This is a genomic window from Sphaerotilus mobilis (assembly GCF_004216565.1).
Classification (GTDB): domain Bacteria; phylum Pseudomonadota; class Gammaproteobacteria; order Burkholderiales; family Burkholderiaceae_C; genus Sphaerotilus; species Sphaerotilus mobilis.
This window is the reverse complement of the sequence record NZ_SGWV01000010.1, coordinates 167,259-187,618: the sequence shown is the minus strand read 5'-3', so window position 1 is coordinate 187,618 and position 20,360 is coordinate 167,259. Positions and strand designations below refer to the sequence as shown.

At 70.3% G+C, this 20,360-nt stretch carries 22 protein-coding genes; 11 read left to right on the top strand and 11 right to left on the bottom strand.

Annotation, left to right across the window (positions count from 1 at the left end):
- Positions 1-5 precede the first annotated feature (5 nt).
- Positions 6-899 (top strand): sulfurtransferase, encoded by an 894-nt coding sequence (locus EV685_RS13185; RefSeq protein ID WP_130482506.1) that lies wholly within the window; start codon positions 6-8, stop codon positions 897-899.
- Positions 900-1,031: 132 nt separating this feature from the next.
- Positions 1,032-1,466 carry a universal stress protein gene (locus tag EV685_RS13180; RefSeq protein WP_130482505.1) on the top strand — a complete coding sequence of 145 codons (435 nt, stop codon included), beginning with the start codon at positions 1,032-1,034 and terminating at the stop codon, positions 1,464-1,466.
- A gap of 34 nt (positions 1,467-1,500) precedes the next feature.
- Here the strand turns inward: EV685_RS13180 and EV685_RS13175 are convergent, their stop codons facing one another.
- On the bottom strand, positions 1,501-2,322 hold the full coding sequence (locus EV685_RS13175) for a TIGR00266 family protein (RefSeq protein ID WP_130482504.1): 822 nt from the start codon (positions 2,320-2,322) through the stop codon (positions 1,501-1,503).
- Between the two features lie 75 nt (positions 2,323-2,397).
- Positions 2,398-3,720 carry a M48 family metalloprotease gene (locus EV685_RS13170; protein ID WP_165396798.1) on the bottom strand — a complete coding sequence of 441 codons (1,323 nt, stop codon included), beginning with the start codon at positions 3,718-3,720 and terminating at the stop codon, positions 2,398-2,400.
- A 322-nt stretch (positions 3,721-4,042) separates the two neighbouring features.
- Between EV685_RS13170 and EV685_RS13165 the strand changes: the two genes are divergently transcribed.
- On the top strand, positions 4,043-5,737 hold the full coding sequence (locus EV685_RS13165) for a hypothetical protein (RefSeq protein WP_165396797.1): 1,695 nt from the start codon (positions 4,043-4,045) through the stop codon (positions 5,735-5,737).
- A gap of 47 nt (positions 5,738-5,784) precedes the next feature.
- On the opposite strand, the gene mutL is transcribed toward EV685_RS13165, so the two are convergent.
- Both mutL and EV685_RS13155 read right to left on the bottom strand, forming a co-directional pair.
- Positions 5,785-7,767 carry a DNA mismatch repair endonuclease MutL gene (mutL, locus tag EV685_RS13160; protein ID WP_130482501.1) on the bottom strand — a complete coding sequence of 661 codons (1,983 nt, stop codon included), beginning with the start codon at positions 7,765-7,767 and terminating at the stop codon, positions 5,785-5,787.
- 44 nt (positions 7,768-7,811) lie between these two features.
- Positions 7,812-8,933: an ABC transporter substrate-binding protein gene (locus EV685_RS13155; protein ID WP_130482500.1), complete on the bottom strand. Its 1,122-nt coding sequence runs from the start codon at positions 8,931-8,933 to the stop codon at positions 7,812-7,814.
- 125 nt (positions 8,934-9,058) lie between these two features.
- Between EV685_RS13155 and EV685_RS13150 the strand changes: the two genes are divergently transcribed.
- Positions 9,059-9,709: a DedA family protein gene (locus tag EV685_RS13150; protein WP_130482499.1), complete on the top strand. Its 651-nt coding sequence runs from the start codon at positions 9,059-9,061 to the stop codon at positions 9,707-9,709.
- Between the two features lie 54 nt (positions 9,710-9,763).
- Here the strand turns inward: EV685_RS13150 and EV685_RS13145 are convergent, their stop codons facing one another.
- On the bottom strand, positions 9,764-11,203 hold the full coding sequence (locus EV685_RS13145) for an N-acetylmuramoyl-L-alanine amidase (RefSeq protein ID WP_242615577.1): 1,440 nt from the start codon (positions 11,201-11,203) through the stop codon (positions 9,764-9,766).
- Positions 11,204-11,208: 5 nt separating this feature from the next.
- Positions 11,209-11,775 (bottom strand): tRNA (adenosine(37)-N6)-threonylcarbamoyltransferase complex ATPase subunit type 1 TsaE, encoded by a 567-nt coding sequence (gene tsaE, locus EV685_RS13140; RefSeq protein WP_130482497.1) that lies wholly within the window; start codon positions 11,773-11,775, stop codon positions 11,209-11,211.
- A gap of 50 nt (positions 11,776-11,825) precedes the next feature.
- On the opposite strand from tsaE, the gene queG reads away from it, so the two are divergent.
- The 3 genes from queG to EV685_RS13125 all read left to right on the top strand — a co-directional run bounded on the left by queG (position 11,826) and on the right by EV685_RS13125 (position 13,557).
- Complete coding sequence (gene queG / locus EV685_RS13135) at positions 11,826-12,908, top strand: tRNA epoxyqueuosine(34) reductase QueG (RefSeq protein ID WP_130482879.1); 1,083 nt, start codon at positions 11,826-11,828, stop codon at positions 12,906-12,908.
- Between the two features lie 66 nt (positions 12,909-12,974).
- Positions 12,975-13,319 carry a DUF6883 domain-containing protein gene (locus EV685_RS13130; protein WP_130482496.1) on the top strand — a complete coding sequence of 115 codons (345 nt, stop codon included), beginning with the start codon at positions 12,975-12,977 and terminating at the stop codon, positions 13,317-13,319.
- A gap of 4 nt (positions 13,320-13,323) precedes the next feature.
- On the top strand, positions 13,324-13,557 hold the full coding sequence (locus EV685_RS13125; RefSeq protein WP_130482495.1) for a DUF4926 domain-containing protein: 234 nt from the start codon (positions 13,324-13,326) through the stop codon (positions 13,555-13,557).
- Between the two features lie 24 nt (positions 13,558-13,581).
- Here the strand turns inward: EV685_RS13125 and EV685_RS13120 are convergent, their stop codons facing one another.
- The 4 genes from EV685_RS13120 to gcl all read right to left on the bottom strand — a co-directional run bounded on the left by EV685_RS13120 (position 13,582) and on the right by gcl (position 18,587).
- Complete coding sequence (locus EV685_RS13120) at positions 13,582-14,886, bottom strand: glycerate kinase type-2 family protein (RefSeq protein ID WP_130482494.1); 1,305 nt, start codon at positions 14,884-14,886, stop codon at positions 13,582-13,584.
- Between the two features lie 56 nt (positions 14,887-14,942).
- Complete coding sequence (locus EV685_RS13115) at positions 14,943-15,857, bottom strand: 2-hydroxy-3-oxopropionate reductase (protein WP_130482493.1); 915 nt, start codon at positions 15,855-15,857, stop codon at positions 14,943-14,945.
- Positions 15,858-15,913: 56 nt separating this feature from the next.
- Positions 15,914-16,714: a hydroxypyruvate isomerase gene (gene hyi / locus EV685_RS13110; protein ID WP_130482492.1), complete on the bottom strand. Its 801-nt coding sequence runs from the start codon at positions 16,712-16,714 to the stop codon at positions 15,914-15,916.
- 76 nt (positions 16,715-16,790) lie between these two features.
- A complete protein-coding gene (gene gcl / locus EV685_RS13105; RefSeq protein ID WP_130482491.1) occupies positions 16,791-18,587 on the bottom strand; it encodes a glyoxylate carboligase in 1,797 nt (598 codons plus the stop codon).
- Positions 18,588-18,625: 38 nt separating this feature from the next.
- Here gcl and EV685_RS13100 point away from each other — a divergent pair, with 38 nt between their 5' ends.
- The 4 genes from EV685_RS13100 to EV685_RS13085 all read left to right on the top strand — a co-directional run bounded on the left by EV685_RS13100 (position 18,626) and on the right by EV685_RS13085 (position 20,058).
- The gene (locus tag EV685_RS13100) at positions 18,626-19,114 is read left to right on the top strand and encodes a DUF6883 domain-containing protein (RefSeq protein ID WP_130482490.1); all 489 of its coding nucleotides are present in this window, start codon (positions 18,626-18,628) and stop codon (positions 19,112-19,114) included.
- Positions 19,111-19,320, top strand: coding sequence for a DUF4926 domain-containing protein (locus tag EV685_RS13095; RefSeq protein ID WP_130482489.1), 210 nt, complete (start codon positions 19,111-19,113; stop codon positions 19,318-19,320). The genes EV685_RS13100 and EV685_RS13095 overlap by 4 nt, the downstream gene beginning before the upstream one ends.
- A 172-nt stretch (positions 19,321-19,492) precedes the next feature.
- On the top strand, positions 19,493-19,849 hold the full coding sequence (locus EV685_RS13090; RefSeq protein ID WP_130482488.1) for a DUF6883 domain-containing protein: 357 nt from the start codon (positions 19,493-19,495) through the stop codon (positions 19,847-19,849).
- Complete coding sequence (locus EV685_RS13085) at positions 19,846-20,058, top strand: DUF4926 domain-containing protein (protein WP_130482487.1); 213 nt, start codon at positions 19,846-19,848, stop codon at positions 20,056-20,058. Before EV685_RS13090 ends, EV685_RS13085 begins: the two co-directional genes overlap by 4 nt.
- Positions 20,059-20,113: 55 nt before the next feature.
- On the opposite strand, the gene EV685_RS13080 is transcribed toward EV685_RS13085, so the two are convergent.
- Positions 20,114-20,326 carry a 4-oxalocrotonate tautomerase gene (locus EV685_RS13080; RefSeq protein WP_130482486.1) on the bottom strand — a complete coding sequence of 71 codons (213 nt, stop codon included), beginning with the start codon at positions 20,324-20,326 and terminating at the stop codon, positions 20,114-20,116.
- Positions 20,327-20,360: the final 34 nt, after the last annotated feature.

The window sequence follows — 20,360 nt, the reverse complement described above, 5'->3', positions numbered from 1 at the left end:
TGACGATGACCACGACGCCGACGCTCAACCCCGCTGTGCTGATCACCGCCGCCGACCTGCTCGCCCTGCCGGCGGGCCCGTCCCTGCGGGTGTTCGACTGCCGCTTCGACCTGATGCGGCCGGACGCCGGCCAGGAGGCCTTCCTCGCCGGCCACATCCCCGGTGCCGGCTACCTGCACCTGGACCACGACCTGGGCGCGAAGGGCGATGCCAGCGCGCTGTGCGGCGGTCGGCATCCGCTGCCGTCGATGGCACGCGTGGCCGCGACCTTCGGCCGCCACGGTGTCGGCCCGCAGACCACGGTGGTCCTCTACGACGCCCACGGCGGCATGTACGCGGCCCGCGCCTGGTGGCTGCTGAAGTGGCTCGGCCACGGGCCGGTCCTGCTGCTCGACGGCGGACTGGCGGCGTGGCAATCCGCCGGGGGTGCGTTGGCCACGGGTCCGGCCGCCGACGTTGCCGACCTGGGCGCTTACCCGCTGCCGGCTGAGCCGGGCATGGCCTGGGTCGATGCCGAGACGGTCCAGTCACGCATCGGACGAGCCGACGCCGTGCTGATCGACGCCCGTGCGCCCGAGCGCTATCGCGGCGAGGTCGAGGCGCTGGACCCGGTGGCCGGCCACATTCCCGGCGCCCTCAACCGGCCCTTCGGCCAGAACCTCGACGCCAGCGGCCGTTTCCTGCCGGCCGAGGCCCTGCGCGCCGCCTTCGAGCCCTTGCTGGCCGGCCGCTTGCCCGACCAGGTCGTGCACCAGTGCGGCTCGGGCGTCACCGCCTGCCACAACCTGCTGGCGATGACGCTGGCCGGCCTGCCGGGATCGCGCCTCTATGCCGGCTCCTGGAGCGAGTGGTGCAGCCAGCCGCAGCGCCCGATCGCGCGCGGCGCCGCACCCGGCTGATCGCCCGGCTGATCGCCCAGTGGATCGGCCACACCCGCATGGCTGCGGCTTGACCATGGTCAAGCCGCTTGGGATCCGGCGGCGCATCATGACCCTGTCGCGGCACCTTCCCCATGCCGCATCGGAGGTCACATGTACAAGCGCATCCTGGTTCCCACCGACGGTTCGGACATCACCGCCAAGGCCGTCGCCAACGCCGTGCAACTCGCCAAGCTGACGGGCGCGGAGGTCTGCACGCTGGCCGTCAAGGAACCCTTCCCCTACAGCGCCATCACCGAGATGCAGCCGGTGCCGCCGCAGGAGTTCTACGACTCGCAGGAGCGCATCGCCGTCAAGCATCTGCAACTGGTCAAGGACGCCTGCTCGGCCGCCGGCGTGACCTGCACCGCCGCCTCGATCGAGGCCTTGCACCCTTGGGAAGCCATCATCGACTTCGGCAAGGGCCAGGGTTGCGACCTGATCGTCATGGCCTCGCACGGCCGCCGCGGCGTCGCAGCCCTGTTGCTGGGCAGCGAGACCCAGAAGGTGCTGACCCACAGCACCGTGCCGGTCCTCGTGGTGCGCTGAGCGGCCCGGGCCCGGGCCCGGACCGAGGTCCGGGTCAGTCGTCGTCGCCGCCGCCCAGGATGCCGCCGAGCAGGCCGCCAGCGGCCAGGCCGCCCAGCATCGAGCCTTCCTCGCGGCCACCGCCGCCGGCTTGCGGTGCGGCCGCGAAGACGCGGCTGGCCAGGCGCGAGAACGGCAGGCTTTGCAGCCAGATCGTGCCGGGACCGCTGAGCTTGGCGAAGAACAGGCCCTCGCCGCCGAACAGCGCGGTCTTGATCTTGCCGACGTACTGGATCTCGAAGTTCACGTTGGGCGTGTAGGCCACCACGCAGCCGGTGTCGACCAGCAGGACCTGACCGGGCTGCAGCTCGCGCCGCACCACGGTGCCACCGGCGTGCACGAAGGCCAGGCCGTCGCCTTCGAGCTTCTGCATGATGAAACCCTCGCCGCCGAAGAAGCCGGTCGAGATCTTCTGCTGCAGCGCGATGCCCAGCGAGACGCCACGCGCGGCGCAGAGGAACGAGTCCTTCTGGCAGATCAGCGTGCCGCCGAGCTGGCGCAGGTCCATCGGCAGGATCTTGCCGGGGTAGGGCGCCGCGAAGGCGATGCGCTGCTTGTTGCCGGCGTGGTTGGTGTAGACCGTGGTGAACAGCGATTCGCCGGTCACCAGGCGCTTGCCCGCGCCCAGCAGCTTGCCGAAGAAGCCGCCGCCCTGCTGCTGGCTGCCGTCGCCGAAGACGGTGTCCATGCCGATGCCGGCGTCCATGAACATCATGCTGCCGGCCTCGCCGATCGCCGCTTCGCCGGGGTCGAGTTCGACCTCGACGAACTGCATCTCCGCACCCTTGATCTCGTAGTCGATCACGTCCATCGCCATGGGTTTCGCTCCGTGTGTTGCGTGTGGTTGGCCAGTGGGCGGCGATCTTAGCCAGCCGCTGTGACGACGACGGGGTCAGCGCCCGAGCAACCTCAGGTGCGCGCTGGCGTACTGCGCCGCCTGTCCTTGGGTGGTGTAGCCGAGGTAGGCGCGGTAGTGCTCCGCCGCCTTGGCGGCCTGGCCCAGCGCTTCCAGGGCGACACCCTTGAGGAAGACCACCGCCGGATCGCCCGGCAGCAGGCGGTCGTGCGCCTCCAGCTCCAGCCAGGCGTGTGCCGGGTCGCGCTGGGCCAGCGCCAGCGTGGCGCCCAGCTTGCAGGCCAGCGGCTCGTCCGGATCGACCTCGCGCGCGGCGGCCACATGGCCGCGGGCGTCGCGCAGCCGCCCCATCGCCTGCAGGCATTGCGCCGTGCGCATGAGCACGCCGTGGTCACGCGGTTGCTGGGCCAGCGCGGTCTGCAGCCGTTCGAGGGCGAACGGCCATTCCTGACGCAGCATCGCCTGCTCGGCGGTCTGGGCATCGCTGACCAGGGACAGGCTGGCCTGCAGCCCGACCGTGCCGCCCAGCCAGCGTTCGCGCCGGACGGGTCGACCCCGGGACATGGCGTGGCGTTGCTCGGCCACCTGCCGGGTGCTGGCCACGCGGCTGTCGAGGGCCGGCTCGCCCAGGTCGAAGGCGGCGAACAGGCCGGGTTGCTGGCGCCGCAGGTCGACCAGGCGTTGCAGCAGCGTCGGCAGGGCGTGCGCGGGGTAGCCGGCTGCGTCCAGCATCTGCAGGGCCCGCTGGTCGGATGCACGGGCCTCGTCGGCGCTGCGCACCGGCAACAGGGTTGTCGTGCCGAGCCGGCCGTCGAGGCCCAGCGGCGGCGACCAGGCCGAGGCCTGGCTGGCGGCCACCGCCTGCGTCACCACCGCCTGGCGGGCGTCGCGGGCGCCAGCCGGCAGGCTCATCCGGCCTTGTTCGGCATGGGCCGCCTGCAGGGCGATCAGCGCGGCCAGCTCGGACTCGTCCTGCAGCGCCAGCAACATGCCGCGGCTCAGGCCGATGCTGCCGGCCGGGTAGGCATAGGCCTGCAGATGGTGGGCGCGCAAGACCCGGACGGCCAGTGTCAGATCGGTCCGCGCGACCTGGCGCTGCAGCGTCGCGGCGATGCTGGCGACGTAGTCCGTCAAGGTGGCGTCGGGCACGCGGCCGAGGTCGAGTGCGAACTGCTGCGGCGCCAGCTGGGCGTCCACCAGGCGGGCCGTGGCCATGTCGCTCGTTTCGGTGGCACCGGCCGCGCTGGCGTGCCGCAGGGGCGTCACCCAGGGGATGCTCAACAGCGCCAGGACGTTGCGTCGAGACAACAATGTGGCGCCTCGCGGGCTGGGTGACAAGGCGTTTTCGGGGGACGGCATCGGGATCCTCGGGCGGGCTGTGCGCAGGCGCACCGGCGCGATGCGGTGCTGCTGCGAGTATGTCGATCCCGGTCCGGCGGGGCTGTGAGCCGCTGTTACAGGCCTACACCCCGCAATCCGGGGGGGCTTTGCGCCAGCAGTCAGCGCAGGATGCCGGGGTGAGATGTTTTGCCGCAAGACAGCACGGCAGGCGTTGGACGCGCACCACCGAGCTTGTAAACAATGGAAACTGTCGAATAACCCAGCCGAAGGCAGCACACCCATGGATGTACCGGTTCGATGGACGCACCGTCTCCCGCGCGCTGCCCGCAGGCTGTCGCACGTGGGATGGGCCGTCTGCCTGCTGCAGATCGGCCTTGTGCAAGCCCAGTCGATCGACATCGCCAGCGCGCGGGCGCGGGTCGGCTCGCCGATCGAGGTCGTCATGCGGGTCCGGGCCGCAGACCTGGAGCCGGGGGCGGTGCTGCAGCGCTGCGTCCAGGCCAGCGTCTTCCACGGCCAGGACACCGGCAGCGTCACGACCTTGCGGGTCAGCCAGGCCAGTGCGGCGGGCGACGGCGAGGTCTGGCTCACCCTGGTCGACGAGGAACCGGTGCGCGAGCCGGTCGTGCGGGTCCGCGCGGCCTTGTTGTGCGGGGCGCGCTACACGCGCGAGTTCACCTTGCTGGTGGACCCGCCGCCCGATGGCATCGGCCTGACGCGCGAACTCGCTGGCGATCCCGGCATCGCGACCGGCGCCGCGCCGTCGCCAGCCGCAGCGGCGTCGGGCAGCGACGCGACGCCCGCTGCCGCCGGCTCGGCCGCCTTGACCGTCGCGCCCGCGCCCCGGGTGCGGCGCGCGGCCGCAGCCCCCAAACCCGCCGCAGCCGCTGCGCCCAAGGGCACCCGTGTGGCCCAGGCACCGGCGCTGGCGGCGGCGGCGGTGGTTCCGTCCGTGACGTCGGCGCAGGCCGCCGCCGCGATGACGGCGGCGGTCGACCGCCTGCACCAGCAGCTGGAGTCCATGCGCGACGAGCAGCGTCGCTCGCAGGAGGCGCTGCTCGCCCTGCAGGCGCGGCTCGATGAGGCCCAACAGGAACGGGACCGGGTCGGCGAAAGCGCCGGAACGATGCAGGTCGCGCTGTACGCCATCCTGGGTGCCCTTGGCCTGCTCTTCTTGCCCCGGGCCCTGGGCCTGGCGTGGCAGTTTGGGCGGGCAGGTCTGCGGGGTCGCCGGGACCGGACGTCCGATGCCCGCGACACCACGCTGGAGGAACTGCTGGACGACCACATCCGCTCGGAGGACCCGGACCCGCCGTCGCGCTGGTCGGTCTCGCGCTGGGCGGTGTCCGCCTCGCCGTCGACCTGGGACCGCGAGGCCCTGTCGCCGCGCGATCCGTTGGCCGATGCGGCCCGCGATCGTCAGGCGGCGGTGTCGGAGATGCCGGTCCAGCCCAAGGTCTCGACCCGCACCTACATGCCGGTGCCGCAGGTCCTGCCGGCCGAGGAGCCCGATTTCGATCCCGACGGCCTGGACGAGACCCGCCACGCCCAGCTGCTCGAAAAGATCGACGCCATCGCCGCCGAAGGCGCGCCCGGTGCCAGCGCGACCCTGCTCGAAGCGGCGCTCAAGGGCCGCATCGGCCGCAGCCCCGGCATCTACCTGCGCCTGCTCGATCACTACCGCCAGCTGGGTCAGCCCGGCAACGTCGAACGTGTGCTGGGCGATCTGTGCGCCTTCTACAACGTGCGCGCCGACCTCGACGATGCCGACGGCCACGAAGGCCCCTCGCTGGAGCAGCACCCCGACATCTGGCCGGCGATCCGCGACGCTTGGCACGCCCACGGCGTGTCCGCGCTGCTGGCGGCGGTGATCCGCCGGCCGAGCTTCCACACGCCGTTGTCACTGGCCGCTTTCCGCGATGCGGTCTGGCTCTACGCGGTCGCCCGGGTGCGCGACGAGGCCAGCCACCGACCTTCGGACCCGGCCCGGGATGTGGCGACGCGTTTCTTCCAGCCGATGGATGTCGTGAACTGACGGTCGTGAACTGACGATCGTGAACTGATGCGGGCGTGCACGCCGCCTCAGCGTCCGCGCAGGAACAGCGTGTCCAGTTCCTTGATCGTCACCTGACGCCAGGTCGGCCGGCCGTGGTTGCACAGGTCAGCGCGGTCGGTGTTCTCCATGTCGCGCAGCAGCGCGTTCATCTCGTCGATGGTCAGCTTGCGGTTGGCGCGCACGGCGCCGTGACAGGCCATGGTGGCGAGGATGTCGTCGTAGGCGCGCTGGACGCGCGTGCTGGCCTCGCCGGTGTCGGCCCCGCCCAGATCGGCGAGCACCGAGCGGGCCAGCCCGACCGGATCGGCGTCGTGCAAGGCCGCTGGCCGCGAGCGCAGCGCCAGCACGCCGGGCGACAGCGGGCTCAGGTCCAGGCCCAGCAGGCGCAGGGTCTGCGCATGGGTCTCGGCGGTGGCGACCTCGGTGGGCGTGGCCGCGAAGGTGGCCGGGATCAGCAGCGGCTGGGCTGGGATGCCTTCCGCAGCGGCGTCACCCGACTCGACGGCGGCGCGACGTCGCTCGGCGACGTCACGCTTGAGGCGCTCGTAGACGATGCGCTCATGTGCCGCATGCATGTCGACGATGACCAGCCCGCGGCGGTTCTCGGCCAGCACGTAGGCGCCGCCAAGCTGGGCCAGCGCACGACCCAGCGGCCAGGCCTCGTCGGGCTCGACGGCCATGGCGGTCTGGCCGATCGCCGGGGTCGTGGCTGCCACAGGCTCAGGCGCTGAGCCTGTCGCCGCAGGGCCCGTGTTGATCGGCATGGCCGGGTGGTCAGGGTTCGAAGCTGGCGTGTTCCAGGCGCGCGGTGGAACCGGCTGGCCATAGAGCATCGCCGCCTCCTGCAAGGCCAGGGCGCCCTGCACACGCGGCATGGCGGGGGCTTGCCAGGCGGGCTGGGGCGGCGGGGCCGGCAACGTTGCCGGCACGGCCGCACCGTCCGCTGCGCCGGCGTCCGGGGCGATGTCCTCGTCGCTGCGCCGTGCGGTCGACACCGCGATCGCCGCCTCGACCGCACGGCGCAGCGCCTGGTGGACCTCGCGCGAGTCGCGGAAGCGCACCTCGGCCTTGGTCGGGTGAACGTTGACGTCGACCCGCTCGGGCGGCAGCTCGATGAAGAGCACATAGCTGGGCTGGCGCTGGCCGTGCAGCACGTCCTCGTAGGCCGAACGCACGCCGTGGGCGACCAGGCGGTCGCGCACGTGGCGGCCGTTGACATAGGCGTATTGCAGGTCGGCACGGGCGCGGGCGGCCTCGGGCAGGCCAACCCGGCCGATCACGCGCAGGGGCCCCACCTGCGAGGTCACCGGCCGGCTGGCGGCGATGAAGTCGGCGCCGAGCACGTCGGCGATGCGCTGGTCGGGCGCTGCGGCGCGCCACTGCTCGACCAACCGGCCCTCGTGCCAGACCGCGAAGCCGACCTCGGGCCGCGCCAGCGCGTGGCGGCGCACGGCGTCCAGGCAGTGCGCCAGCTCGGTCGCATCGGTCTTGAGGAACTTGCGCCGCGCCGGGGTGGCGTAGAACAGCTCGCGCACCTCGACGGTGGTGCCGACGGCGCGCGCGGCCGGGCTCAGCTCGCCGGTGCGGGCATCGATGCGCATGGCGTGCGGCTGGCCGGCGTGACGGCTGGTGATGCTCAGCTCGGCGACCGAGGCGACAGCGGCCAGTGCCTCGCCGCGAAAGCCCATGGTGCCGACCTGTTCGAGGTCATGCAGGTTGCCGATCTTGCTGGTGGCATGGCGGCGCAGCGCCAGCGGCAACTCGTCGGCGGGGATGCCGGCGCCGTCGTCCTCGACGCTGATGCCGCGCACGCCGCCAGCGGCCAGCCGCAGCGTGATCTGGCGCGAGCCGGCGTCCAGCGCGTTGTCCAGCAGCTCGCGCACGACCGAACCGGGCCGTTCGATGACCTCGCCAGCGGCGATCTGGCTGATCAGCTCGTCGGGCAGTTCGCGGATCGGGCGGCGGGCGGGAACATCGGCGGGATCGGGCGTTTCAGCGTTCAGGCTCATCGCCGGGATTCTAGGGAGCTCACCCCAAGCGAAGGCCCGTCCGGTCAGCGCAGGTAGCGTCCGCCCGGGCCGATCTGCACCAGCTCGACGTAGCGCGATCCGGCCGACTCGTCGCGCTGGAAGTCGACATCCATGCCGGCCAGCGGCAGCTGCAGCGTGGCGAGCTGGTCGCGCAGGCTGCGACGCTGGACGCGCGGGCCGGCGCGGCGCAGGGCCTCGATCAGCACCTGGGCGGTCAGGTAGCCCTCCAGGCTGGCGTAGCCCACGCGCACCTGGGCCGGCTCGCAGGCCCGGCGGTAGTCCTGCAGCGCCGGCTGGGCGTCGCTCCAGGGGTGGGGCACGACCTGGGTGATGACGGCGCCCTCGGCGCGCTGCAGCGCGCCTTCGATCAGCGCCTCGCCGCCGCCCATCGACAGCGCATAGATCGCGGGCTGGCGCTTGAGGGCGCGGACCTGCCCGATCAGGCCGACCAGCTGGTGCGCCGGCAAGGCCAGCAGCAGTGCCTGCGGGTCCAGCGCGACCAGCTTGCGGGCGGCCTCCTGCAGCGTGGCCGGGTCATCGGTGACGCTGGCCTGGGAGATCGGCTTCAGGCCCCGTTCGGCCAGCGCTGCGGCCAGCACGCCGGCTGATTCATTGCCGTCCGGTCCGCTGCGGCTGACGATGGCCGTGCGGGTCAGGCGCAGCGTGCCGAGGTGGCGCACCAGCACCTCGGCCTCGCGGGCCTGGCTGGCGCGGACATGGAACTGCCAGCCCGGCAGCGCCGCGCGCTGGCGATCCTGCAGCGACAGCGCGCCGATGCAGGCCGCGCGACCGTCCGGTGGCAGTTGCGCCAGGGCCTGCTGGCTGGCGGCACCGACCGGTCCCAGCCAGGCCGCGAAGCTTGGCTCCGAGCCCAGCCGTTGCGCCTTGGCGGCCAGCATCGCCGGCGCCAGGCCACTGCCGTCGATGCGGACCCAGCGTAGCTTGCGGCCACCGAAACCGCCGCGCGCGTTGGCCGTGTCGATCGCGAGCTTCATGCCGGCGAGCTGTTCGTGGCAGGCCGCATCGAGTTGGGCGCCCTGCGGGCCGATCTGGCCAAGCAGGATGTCGTCGCTGCCCGCCGCATGGACACAGGGCGGCAGGGCAGTCAGGGTCAGGGCAGAACGGAGCAGCGAGCGACGGCGCATGTGGGGAAGGTGTTGGGCTGGACGGCAGTGTGCGGGCCGAAAGTGCAAGCTCGATGGCCGTAATCGGCAAATTGTCGCAATCTGTGACGGGATGTACGGAAATGTCGGCCCGGATAATCCCGGCCATGGAATTCCTCGCTGTCCTGATCGATTTCGTGCTGCACGTGGACCAGCATCTGGCCCAGTTTGTGGCGGACCACGGCATGTGGATCTATGCCCTGCTGTTCGCGATCATCTTTGTCGAGACCGGCGTGGTGGTGATGCCCTTCCTGCCCGGCGACTCGCTGCTGTTCGTGGTCGGGGCGATGTGTGGCCTGGGGCTGATGAGCCTGCCGCTGGCGATGGGACTGTTGCTGATCGCGGCGGTGCTGGGCGACCAGCTCAACTACACGATCGGCCGCTCGATCGGCCCGCGCGTGTTCCAGTGGGAGCAGTCGCGCTTCTTCAACCGCCGAGCCTTCCTGCAGGCCCATGCCTTCTACGAGAAGCACGGTGGCATCACCATCGTGATCGCCCGCTTCATGCCCTTCGTGCGCACCTTCGCGCCCTTCGTGGCCGGCGTGGCCGAGATGACGCGTAGCAAGTTCGTCGCCTACAACGTCGCCGGCGCCGCACTCTGGGTCGTCGGCCTGATCGGCGCGGGCTACCTGTTCGGCAACGTGCCCTGGGTCCAGACCCACCTCAGCAAGATCATCTGGGCCTTCATCGTCATCCCCGGCCTTCTCGCGCTGTTCGGCGCCTGGAAAGCACGCCGCCAGCCCACCACGCAGTCCTGAGGCGGGACCCCCACGGGGGGTGGTCTCGCGTACCCGCGAGACCGGGGGCTCACATCACATCATCCTGTTGCGACCCATGCGCGGGTTGCGAGCGAAGTAGCGCGTCACGCCGGTCAGCAGGGCCTGCACCAGCTGGGCTTGGTAGGCCGGATCGCGCAGGCGGCGTTCCTCCTCCGGGTTCGAGATGAAGGCGGTCTCGACCAGGATGGACGGGATGTCCGGCGCCTTGAGCACCGCGAAACCCGCTTGTTCGACCTCGTCCTTGTGCAGCCGACCGACGCGGCCGATATGGCCCAGCACCTCGCGGCCGATCTTCAGGCTGTCGCGGATCTGCGCCGTCGTGCTCATGTCCAGCAGCGTGTTGATGACGTGCCGGTCATTGGCCTTGATGTTGATGCCGCCGACCGCGTCCGAACGGTTCTCCTGCTGCGCCATCCAGCGCGCGGCCGCGCTGCTGGCGCCGCGTTCGGACAGGGCAAAGACCGAGGCACCCCGTGCCGTTGGCCGGATGAAAGCATCGGCATGGACCGAGATGAACAGGTCGGCCTGGACCCGCTGGGCCTTGCGCACCCGTTCATTGAGCGGCACGAAGTAGTCGCCGTCGCGCGTCAGCATCGCGCGCATGCCGGGCCGGCGGTTGAGCTCGTCGTGCAACTGGCGGGCGATGCGCAGCACCACATCTTTCTCGCGCAGGCCGCTCGGCCCGATCGCGCCGGGGTCTTCGCCGCCGTGACCGGGGTCGATCGCCACGATCACCAGCCGGTTGATGCCGGCTCGGCCGGGCTGCACGGTCGGTGCGCCCGGTGGGGTCGACGCCACCGGCGGCAAGGCCGGCGGCCGCTGCGCGGTCGCGGGAGGCGTGGGCAGGGCCGGCACCGTCGGGGCTGGGGGCCCGGCTGTGTCTGTCGGCCTCGTCTCGATCTTGCCGATCAGCTCGCCCAGTGCATCGCCGACCGACGAGGCGGCATCGGCCGAGGCTTCTGCCGCGCTCGGCTCCGACGCGGCGCCAGCTGCCGCCAGCGACTGCTCGCGCGCCTGCACCACCTGCAGCAAGGGGTCGGGCGCCTGCGCCGGATACAGGTCGAACACCAGCCGGTGCCGGTACGGCGGAATGGGTTGCAGCGAGAACACCTGCGGCCGACTCGCCCGCTTCAGGTCAAACACCATGCGGACCTTGCGCGGCTCGCTCTGGCCGACCCGGACCCGGGCGATGTTGGGGTCGTTCTGGCCGACCTTGGTGACCAGCTCGCGCAGCTGCGGACTCAGCTCCAGCTCGTCGATGTCGATGGCCAGGCGCGGCGGGTCCTCGACGGCGAAGTGGCGGGTGGTCAAGGCGAGGTCCGACTCGATGGTCACGCGGGTGTAGTCGGCCGCCGGCCAGACCCGCACCGCGACCAGGTTGGCGGCCCGCGCCGGCCCACCGACGGCGGTGAAGCTCAGCAGCAGGGTGCCGGTGCGCGCCAGCATCTGTCGTCGATCGGTGGGGTACGTCATGGTCATCACCTCGGTTGCGACAGGCCGGCCAGCAAGGACAGGCCCAGCGGCGTGCCGGCATGGACCTGCACCGCGCGGCTGCCGTCGATGCGGGCTTCGATGTCCAGCGCCAGGTCGGCCGGGCCGGTCAGGCCGGCGATGCGCTCGGGCCACTCGACCAGCTTGAGTCCAGGCGCAGCAAAGAGTTCGCGAAAGCCGGCGTCTTCCCACTCCTGCGGATCGCCGAAGCGGTAGAAGTCGAAGTGCCAAGCGTCGCTCGCGGCGACCGCGCCGCTCGCATCGGCCGGCAAGGCATACGGCTCGACGATCGCGTAGCTCGGGCTCTTGATGCGGCCGCTGACGCCGAGCGCGCGCAGCAGGTGGCGCACCCAGGTCGTCTTGCCGGCACCCAGACCGCCGTGCAGCTCGATGCAGGCCCCGCGCAGGGCGGGCAGGGCGGCCAGCCGGCAGGCCATCGCGGCACAGTCGGCTTCATCGGACCAGTTCAGGACGAGGGGACGGTTCAAGTCGGTGGGGCAGCCACTTGGCGTGCCAGGGGCATTCCTAGAATCGCCGGATGAGCACGTGTCCATCCGACCTGCAGCGCCCCGATGCCACCTTGCTGGCTCGCGTGTCGCAACAGCTGCGCGGGTGGGCCGGGGCGCTTGGATTCTCCCAGATCGGTGTGGCCGACGTGGACCTTGCCAGCGCCGAGCCCGGCCTGCTCGCGTGGCTGCAGGCAGGCTTTCACGGTCAGATGCACTACATGGCCGCACATGGCCTCAGGCGCGCCCGGCCGGCCGAGCTGGTGCCGGGCACGGTGCGTGTGCTGAGCGTGCGTGCCGACTACCTGCCACGCGACACGCCAGAAGACTGGCGCGACCGTGAGCGCACCCGGCTGAGCCGCCCGGACGAGGCCGTCGTGTCGGTCTATGCCCGGGGCCGCGATTACCACAAGGTCGTGCGCCACCGCCTGCAGCAGCTGAGCGATCGCATCGCCGCCGAGATCGGCCCGCATGGCCACCGCGTCTTCTGCGATTCCGCCCCGGTGCTGGAGGTCGAACTGGCCCGCCGCGCCGCGATCGGCTGGCGCGGCAAGCACACGCTGTTGCTCGATCGTGGACACGGCTCGATGTTCTTCCTCGGCGAGATCTACGTCGACCTGGCCTTGCCCGTCACCCCGGTGCTGGCCGGCAAAGCCGATGAACACGGGCCTGTCGATGTGCAAGGCTCATGCGGCAGCTGCACCGCCTGCCTGTCCGCCTGCCCCACCCAGGCCATCGTCGCGCCGTATCGCTTGGACGCCCGACGCTGCATCAGCTACCTGACCATCGAACACGACGGCCCCATCCCGACCGAGCTGCGTTCGTCGATGGGCAACCGCATCTACGGCTGCGACGACTGCCAGCTGGCCTGCCCCTGGAACAAGTACGCGCAGGTCAGCGCCTTGCCCGACTTCGACGTCCGCGCCCCCTTCGTCGCCCCGACCCTGCTGGCGCTGTGGGACTGGGACGAAGCCACCTTCTTGCACCGCACCGAAGGCAGTGCCATCCGCCGCATCGGCCACACCCGCTGGCGCCGCAACCTCGCCATCGCCCTGGGCAATGCCTGGCGCGAGACCGGCGATGCGGCGATCGCCGCCGCCCTGCAATCGGCCATTGATGCGGGCCTGGACGATGCCGTGCTGGCCGAGCATCTGGCGTGGGCGCTGGCGCAAAGGGCTTGAGAACCGTCTGGCAAGCCCCTCTTCAGAGGGCCTGGCGCGGGCGCACGCCCTCATGAGAATGGGGCCATGCCCGACCCGCAAGCCTTGCCGAACTTCCAGGGGGCGGTGATTCCGCTGGAGAAGCTGTTCGACTATGCGCTGAACCCTTCACATCCGCGCGGAGGCCCGAAGTCCCGCGTGTTTGCCTCGGCGCTTGGCTATACGCGAGAGAACTGGCGAGAGCTGGTCGACGCCATCCTTGAGGCTCTACCGGATCACCCGGCGGTCGAACGGACGCGGGCCGGTGGGCGAGAGTTTGCCGTCGACCTGCTCCTGACGGGCCCTGGAGGCCGTGCTATGGTCAGAACGGGATGGATGATCGACGAAGGGCATGACATGCCCAGACTGACGACCCTCTACGTGTACAGGTGAGGCGATGCTTGAAGAACTGGATGTTGTGCGCGTCAAGCGGGCGATGCCGACTGCTGGCATCGCCATCGGTGCCGAGGGAACCATCGTGCACGCCTTGACCGAGCCGAGCACGGCCTACCTGGTCGAATTCACCGATGCCGAAGGTCGCACCCTGGCGACGGAGGTGTTTCAGCCTGAAGACCTTGAGCAGGTCTGGAGCGTCAGGCGCGGACAGCATGGGCAGCGACAAGCGGCCTGAGCGGCCGCCTCGCCTCGCCCTTCTTCACCCCCGTTCAATCAGGATCGCCCGGAAGTCGTTGACGTTGGTCAGCGTCGGTCCGGTCACCACGGCGTCGCCGAGCGCCTCGAAGAAGCCGTGGCCGTTGTTGTCGGCCAGCTGGTCGAGCGGCTTGAGGCCCTGCGCCCAGGCGCGGCGCAGGGTGTCGGGGCCGATCAGGGCGCCGGCCGTTTCCTCCAGGCCGTCGACGCCGTCGGTGTCGCCCATCAGCGCATGCACGCCGCTCTGGCCGTTCAGGGCGATGGCGCAGGACAGCAGGCATTCGACGTTGCGGCCACCGCGGCCGTGGCCGCGCACCGTCACCGTCGTCTCGCCGCCGGACAACAGCACGCAGGGCGGTGCAAAGGGCTGTTGGCGGCGGGCGATCTGCAGCGCCAGGCCGGCGAGCACCTTGCCGACGTCGCGGGCCTCGCCCTCGATCGCATCGCCGAGGATCAGCGGCTCGTAGCCGCTGTCCCGGGCCACGGCGGCGGCCGCTTCCAGCGCCATTTGCGGCGTCGCGATCATGCGGGTCTCGCAGCCCGCCAGGCGCGGGTCATCGGGCTTGACCGATTCGCCGCGTCCGCTCTCCAGCACCGCGCGCACGGTCTCGGGCAGGTCGATGCCGCAGCGGCGCACGATGGCCAGCGCGTCCTCGCACGTGCTCACGTCGCCCACGGTGGGGCCGGAGGCGATGTCGGCGGGCTGATCGCCCGGCACGTCCGAGATCAGCAGCGTCAGCACGCGGGCCGGGTGGCAGGCCGCCGCCAGCCGTCCGCCCTTGATGGCCGACAGGTGGCGGCGCACCACGTTCATCTCGCCGATGGTCGCGCCCGAGGCCAGCAGGGCGCGGTTGACCGCCTGCTTGTCGGCCAGCGTCAGACCCGGCAAGGGCAAGGGCAACAACGACGAGCCACCGCCCGAGATCAGGCACAGCACGGTGTCTTGCGGCCCGAGGCTCTCGGCCAGCGCGAGCAGGCGCTGCGCGGCGACCAGGCCAGCGTCGTCGGGCACTGGGTGGGCCGCCTCGACGATCTCGATGCGCTGGCATGGCACCGCGTAGCCGTAGCGGGTGACGACCAGGCCGCCGAGCTGCGACAGGTCGCCCGGCCAGGCCCGCTCGACCGCCTGCGCCATCGCCGCCGACGCCTTGCCCGCGCCGATCACGACCAGCCGGCCGTTGGGCAGCGCGGCCGGATCGGGCAGGTGCGCGGCGATGTTCACCTCCGGCTGCGCCGAGGCGATCGCGGCATCGAACATCCGGCGCAGCAGCGTGCGGGCGGGCAGGTGGTTGGTGATGTCTCCGTGCATGGAATTCATCGTAGTGCGTCAGCGATCGTTCGGTGTGCGCCGCATGCCCGTGGACGTCAGGCCGGATCGCCGATGCTGAAGTTCGCCATGCCTTCGAGCGCGCGCACCATCGCCGAATGGTCCCAGCCCTTGCCGCCGTGCGCGGCGCAGGCGTTGAACAGCTCCTGTGCGGTGGCCGTGTTGGGCAGGCTGACGCCGAGCGCGCGGGCGCTGGCCAGCGCCAGGTTCAGGTCCTTCTGGTGCAGCTCGATGCGGAAACCCGGCTCGAAGGTGCGCTTGACCATGCGCTCGCCGTGCACCTCCAGGATGCGACTGGCCGCGAAGCCGCCCATCAGTGCCTGCCGCACCTTGGCCGGATCGGCGCCGGCCTTGGCCGCGAACAGCAGGGCCTCGCCGACCGCTTCGATGTTGAGCGCGACGATGATCTGGTTGGCCACCTTGGCGGTCTGTCCGTCACCATGGCCGCCGACGCGGGTGATGTTCTTGCCCAGGGTCTCGAACAGCGGCCGGATGCGTTCGAAGACGGCCTCGTCACCGCCGACCATGATCGACAGCGTGGCGTTGCGCGCGCCGACCTCGCCGCCCGAGACGGGCGCATCCAGGTGATCGGCGCCCAGCGCCTCGATGCGCGTGGCCATGGTCTTGGTGGCGATCGGCGAAATCGAGCTCATGTCGACCACCGTCGCGCGTGCCGCACCGTGCGGGCGCTGCGCCAGACCTTCGGCGATGCCGGCCGGGCCGAACAGCACAGCCTCGACGTCGGGCGTGTCGGGCAGCATGGTGACGATCACGTCGGCGCGCTGCGCCACCTCGGCGGCGCTGGCGCAGCGCGTGGCGGGGCTGTCGACGATGGCCGGCGGCAGCTTGCTGCGGGTGTGCACGAAGACCTCGTGCCCGGCGGCGATCAGGTGGCCGCACATCGGCGCGCCCATGATGCCCAGGCCGATGAAGCCGATGCGTTGTCGTGTCATGTCGGTGTCTCCGTCTGGTCCGTGTCGGTGGGGCGTTCGTGTTCGTGTCGGGTGGCTCAAGGGGTGAGCCTGCCCAGCGTCGTCATCCAACCCAGGCCGGCGGCCGTGGTCGTCGCCGGCTTGTACTCGCAGCCGACCCAGCCGCGATAGCCGATGGCATCGAGATGCTGGAACAGGAAGGCGTGGTTGATCTCGCCGGTGCCGGGCTCGTGGCGACCGGGGTTGTCGGCGATCTGCACATGGCCGATGCGGTCGAGGTGGCGGCTCAGCGTGCCGCACAGCTCGCCCTCCATGCGCTGGGCGTGGTAGGCGTCGAACTGGACCTTGGCGTTGGACGCGCCGACCTCGTCGAGGATGTCCAGCGCCTGCGCCGTGCGGCTGACGAAGAAGCCGGGAACGTCGAAGGTGTTGATCGGCTCGATCAGCAGACCCAAGCCCGACTTGCCCAGTTCGGCGGCGGCGTATCGCAGGTTGCCGACCAGCGTGGCGCGCAGCACGCGCTCGTCGGCACCGAGCGGGGCGATGCCGGCCAGGCAGTTGAGCTGCGGCACGCCCAGCGTGCGGGCGTAGCCGATGGCACGTTCGACGCCCTCGCGGAACTCGTCGACGCGGTCGGGCAGGCAGGCGATGCCGCGCTCGCCGCCGGCCCAGTCGCCGGCCGGCAGGTTGTGCAGGACCATGCTCAGGTCATGCGCTTCGAGCCGCGCGCGCACATCGACCGCCGGGTGGTCGTAGGGGAACTGGACCTCGACGGCGCGGAAGCCCGCCGCTGCGGCGGCGGCGTAGCGGTCCAGGGTCGGATCGAGCATCGGCACCTCGGTGAACAACATCGAGAGGTTGGCGCTGAAGCGGGGCATGGGACGGTCCTGACGGTTGTTCTGGGAAGGATCGGGGAAGGTTCGGGGAAGGCGAGGCATGCAGGTGCAGGCTGGCTCAATCGAGCATCGACACGGCCACGGCGGTGGGCGCGTCGGCGCGCTCTGCGGCCAGCGGCTCGAACTCGATGATGTTGTCGATCTCGGTGCCCATCGCGATGTTGGTGACCCGTTCGAGCAGCACCTCGATGACCACGGGCACGCGATGTTCGGCCATCCAGGCGTCGGCTTGCGCAATGGCTGGCGCCAGCTCCTCCTGCCGGTGCACCCGGATCGCCTTGCAGCCCAGGCCCTCGACCACCTTGATGTGGTCCACGCCATAGCCCATCGCCGGCTCGTCGGCGGCGGTGTTGATGTTGTCGAAGCCGAGCTGCACGCAATGGTCCATGTTGAAGCCGCGCTGGCTCTGACGGATCAGGCCGAGGTAGCTGTTGTTCACGACCATGTGGATGTAGGGCAGCTTGAACTGCGCGCCGACCGCGAGTTCCTCGATCATGAACTGGAAGTCGTAGTCGCCCGACAGCGCCACGATGCGCCGCGTCGGATCGGCCGCGCGCACGCCCAACGCGGCCGGCACGGTCCAGCCCAGCGGGCCGGCCTGACCGCAGTTGATCCAGTGGCGCGGGTGGTAGACATGCAGGAACTGTGCGCCTGCGATCTGGCTCAGGCCGATCGTGCTGACATAGGTCGTGTCGCGGCCGAAGGCGCGGTTCATGCACTGGTAGACCCGCTGTGGCTTCATCGGCACGCTGTCGAAATGGGTCTTGCGCAGGTACTCGACCGAGCCCTTGCGGGCCAGGCAAGCAGCCGACCAGGCGCTGCGGTCCGGCAAGGTGCCAGCCGCACGGCGCTCGCGGGCGACCTCCACCAGCAGCGCCAGGGCGGCCTTGGCATCGGAGACGATGCCGTAGTCGGGCGCAAAGACGCGGCCGATCTGGGTCGGCTCGATGTCGATGTGGATGAAGCGCCGGCCCTTGCAGTAGACCTCCGGCGAGCCGGTGTGGCGGTTGGCCCAGCGGTTGCCGATGCCGATCACGAAGTCGCTCGCCAGCATCGTCGCGTTGCCGTAGCGGTGGCTGGTCTGCAGGCCGCACATGCCGGCCATCAGCGGGTGGTCGTCGGGGATGCTGCCCCAGCCCATCAGCGTCGGGATCACCGGCATGCCGGTCAGCTCGGCGAACTCGACCAGCAGGTTCGCTGCGTCCGCGTTGATGATGCCGCCGCCGGCCACGATCAACGGACGCTCGGCGGTGGCCAGCAGGTCCAGCGCACGTTCGACCTGCTTGCGGCTGGCGGCGGGCTTGTAGACCGGCAGCGGCTCATAGGTCTCGATGTCGAACTCGATCTCGGCCTGCTGCACATCGAAGGGAAGGTCGATCAGCACGGGGCCCGGGCGGCCCGAACGCATCAGGTGGAAGGCCTGCTGGAAGGCGCGCGGCACCTGCGCCGGCTCCATCACCGTGGTCGCCCACTTGGTGACGGGCTTGGCGATGCTGGCGATGTCGACCGCCTGGAAGTCTTCCTTGTGCAGCCGGGCACGCGGGGCCTGGCCGGTGATGCACAAGATCGGGATGGAGTCGGCCTGGGCCGAATACAGCCCGGTGATCATGTCCGTGCCGGCCGGCCCGGAGGTGCCGATGCACACGCCGATGTTGCCCGCCCGAGCCCGGGTGTAGCCCTCGGCCATGTGCGAGGCGCCTTCCACGTGCCGGGCCAAGATGTGGCCGATGCCACCGTGTTCGCGCATCGCCGCATAAAGCGGGTTGATCGCCGCCCCGGGCACCCCGAAGGCCTGCATCACGCCTTCCTTCTCCATCACCAGCACGGCGGCCATTGCGGCCTTCATCTTTGCCATCGCATCGCTCCAGGGGTTGTTGAAACAGACTGGTGCCGATGGTGGCGAAGCGCCTGCCGTCACAGAAGCGCAGGCTGGGCATTCCGGCCATTCCGGCGCGGAATGGCAGGGGCGTCAAGACGCCCTTCGTGGGGATGGGTTGGGGTCGAGGTGGCCGCCAAGAATGGGTGATGCCACATCCTGATGCGCTGCCGAACCACGACCGAGCCGTGATCCCGGAGGCCAAGTTGTCCGCGTATGCCCTGAACCCTGACCATGAGGTCGGGCGACACAAGGCCCGGGTCTTCCATGCCGTCCTGGGCATGGACCAGGCGCAGGCCCGTCAACTGGAAACGGCCATTCGCGATGGCTTGCCACAGGTGCCTGCCACCAGGAAACATGCGGATCAGCACGGTCAGCGCTACGTGGCTGACGTGCCGGTGACCGGCCCGGCGGGAACTGCTATGGTCAGAACGTGCTGGATCGTTCGAGAAACTGGCGGCGTCCCGCAACTCACCAGCGTCTATGTGAAGGAGGAACAGCGATGACCTACGAACTGCTCGAAGTGGTTGCTGCTGCCACGGATGTTCCAGCCTTCGGCATCCGGGCCGGCGACCTTGGCACCGTGGTCGAAGTCCATGGCGATGACGCCTACGAGGTCGAGTTCTGCAACGATCGTGGTGAGACGCTGGCGATGTTCGCCCTGTCGGGATCGGACCTCCGCCGTGTTCGTCCGGTTCAGCAAGCGGCCTGAGTCTTCTCGCGCCTGAATGGAAGCCCGCCTCGCGCGGGCTTCTTCACGTCTGGCCTCAGGTCGATGCTGCCGTACGGATGCGCCGGCTGGGCATCCTGAGTATGAATGCCGAGGCGTCAAGACGCCCTACGTGGGGATGGGTTGGGGTCGAGGTGGCCGCCAAGAATGGGTGATGCCACATCCTGATGCGCTGCCTGATCACGAACGTGCCTTCATTCCGGTCGGGAAGCTGCGCGAATATGTTTTGAATCCGCACCACGACGTGGGCGGACACAAGGCCAGGCTCTTTTCTTCCATCCTGGGCATCACGGCCCACGACAGCGCCGTTCTCGAGGTGGCCATCCTGGCCAGCTTGCCAGCCGCGCCTGCGGTGTTTCGGGGCCGCAACGCGCATGGTCGGCTCTATCAGGTCGACCTCGCGCTGACAGGGCCCAAGGGCGGTGCTACCGTTCGCACCGGTTGGATCCTCAAGGACTCGGGCGATCCGCCCTCGTTGACGACGGCCATCGTGTTGAAAGGAAAGACATGACCATTCAGCTTCATGATCACGTGGTCGCCCGGGTCGACGTCCCCGAGGTCGGTGTTCGTGCCGGTGCGGCGGGTGTCGTCATCGAGGTCTACCCGGATGGCAGCTTCGATGTCGAGTTCGCGCCGGATGTGGATGAGAACCTTGTCATCGCGTCGATGACAAGCGGTGAACTCGCGCCTGTTCAGGAGGCGCCTCGGCTCGCGGCCTGATGGCCGCTGTCGTCACGAAGAAGCCCGCCTAGCGCGGGCTTCTTCACGTCTGGCCTCAGGTCGATGCCGTCGGCGGTGTGGCCATCTTGTCCAGCCAGAGTTCGCCACCGGTGGCCCAGTCGTGGCGTTCGATGTCGAAGAAGACCACGTCGACGCTGGAGGCGTTGCCGCCGAGGGTGCGCACGGTGGCTTCGGTGAGGGCGGCGGCCAGGGCGCGTTTCTGTTCGACGGTGCGACCGGTCATCAGTTCGACGCGGATGGTGGGCATGGCTCAGGGCTCCTGTGGGGCGTGGGTAAGGGTC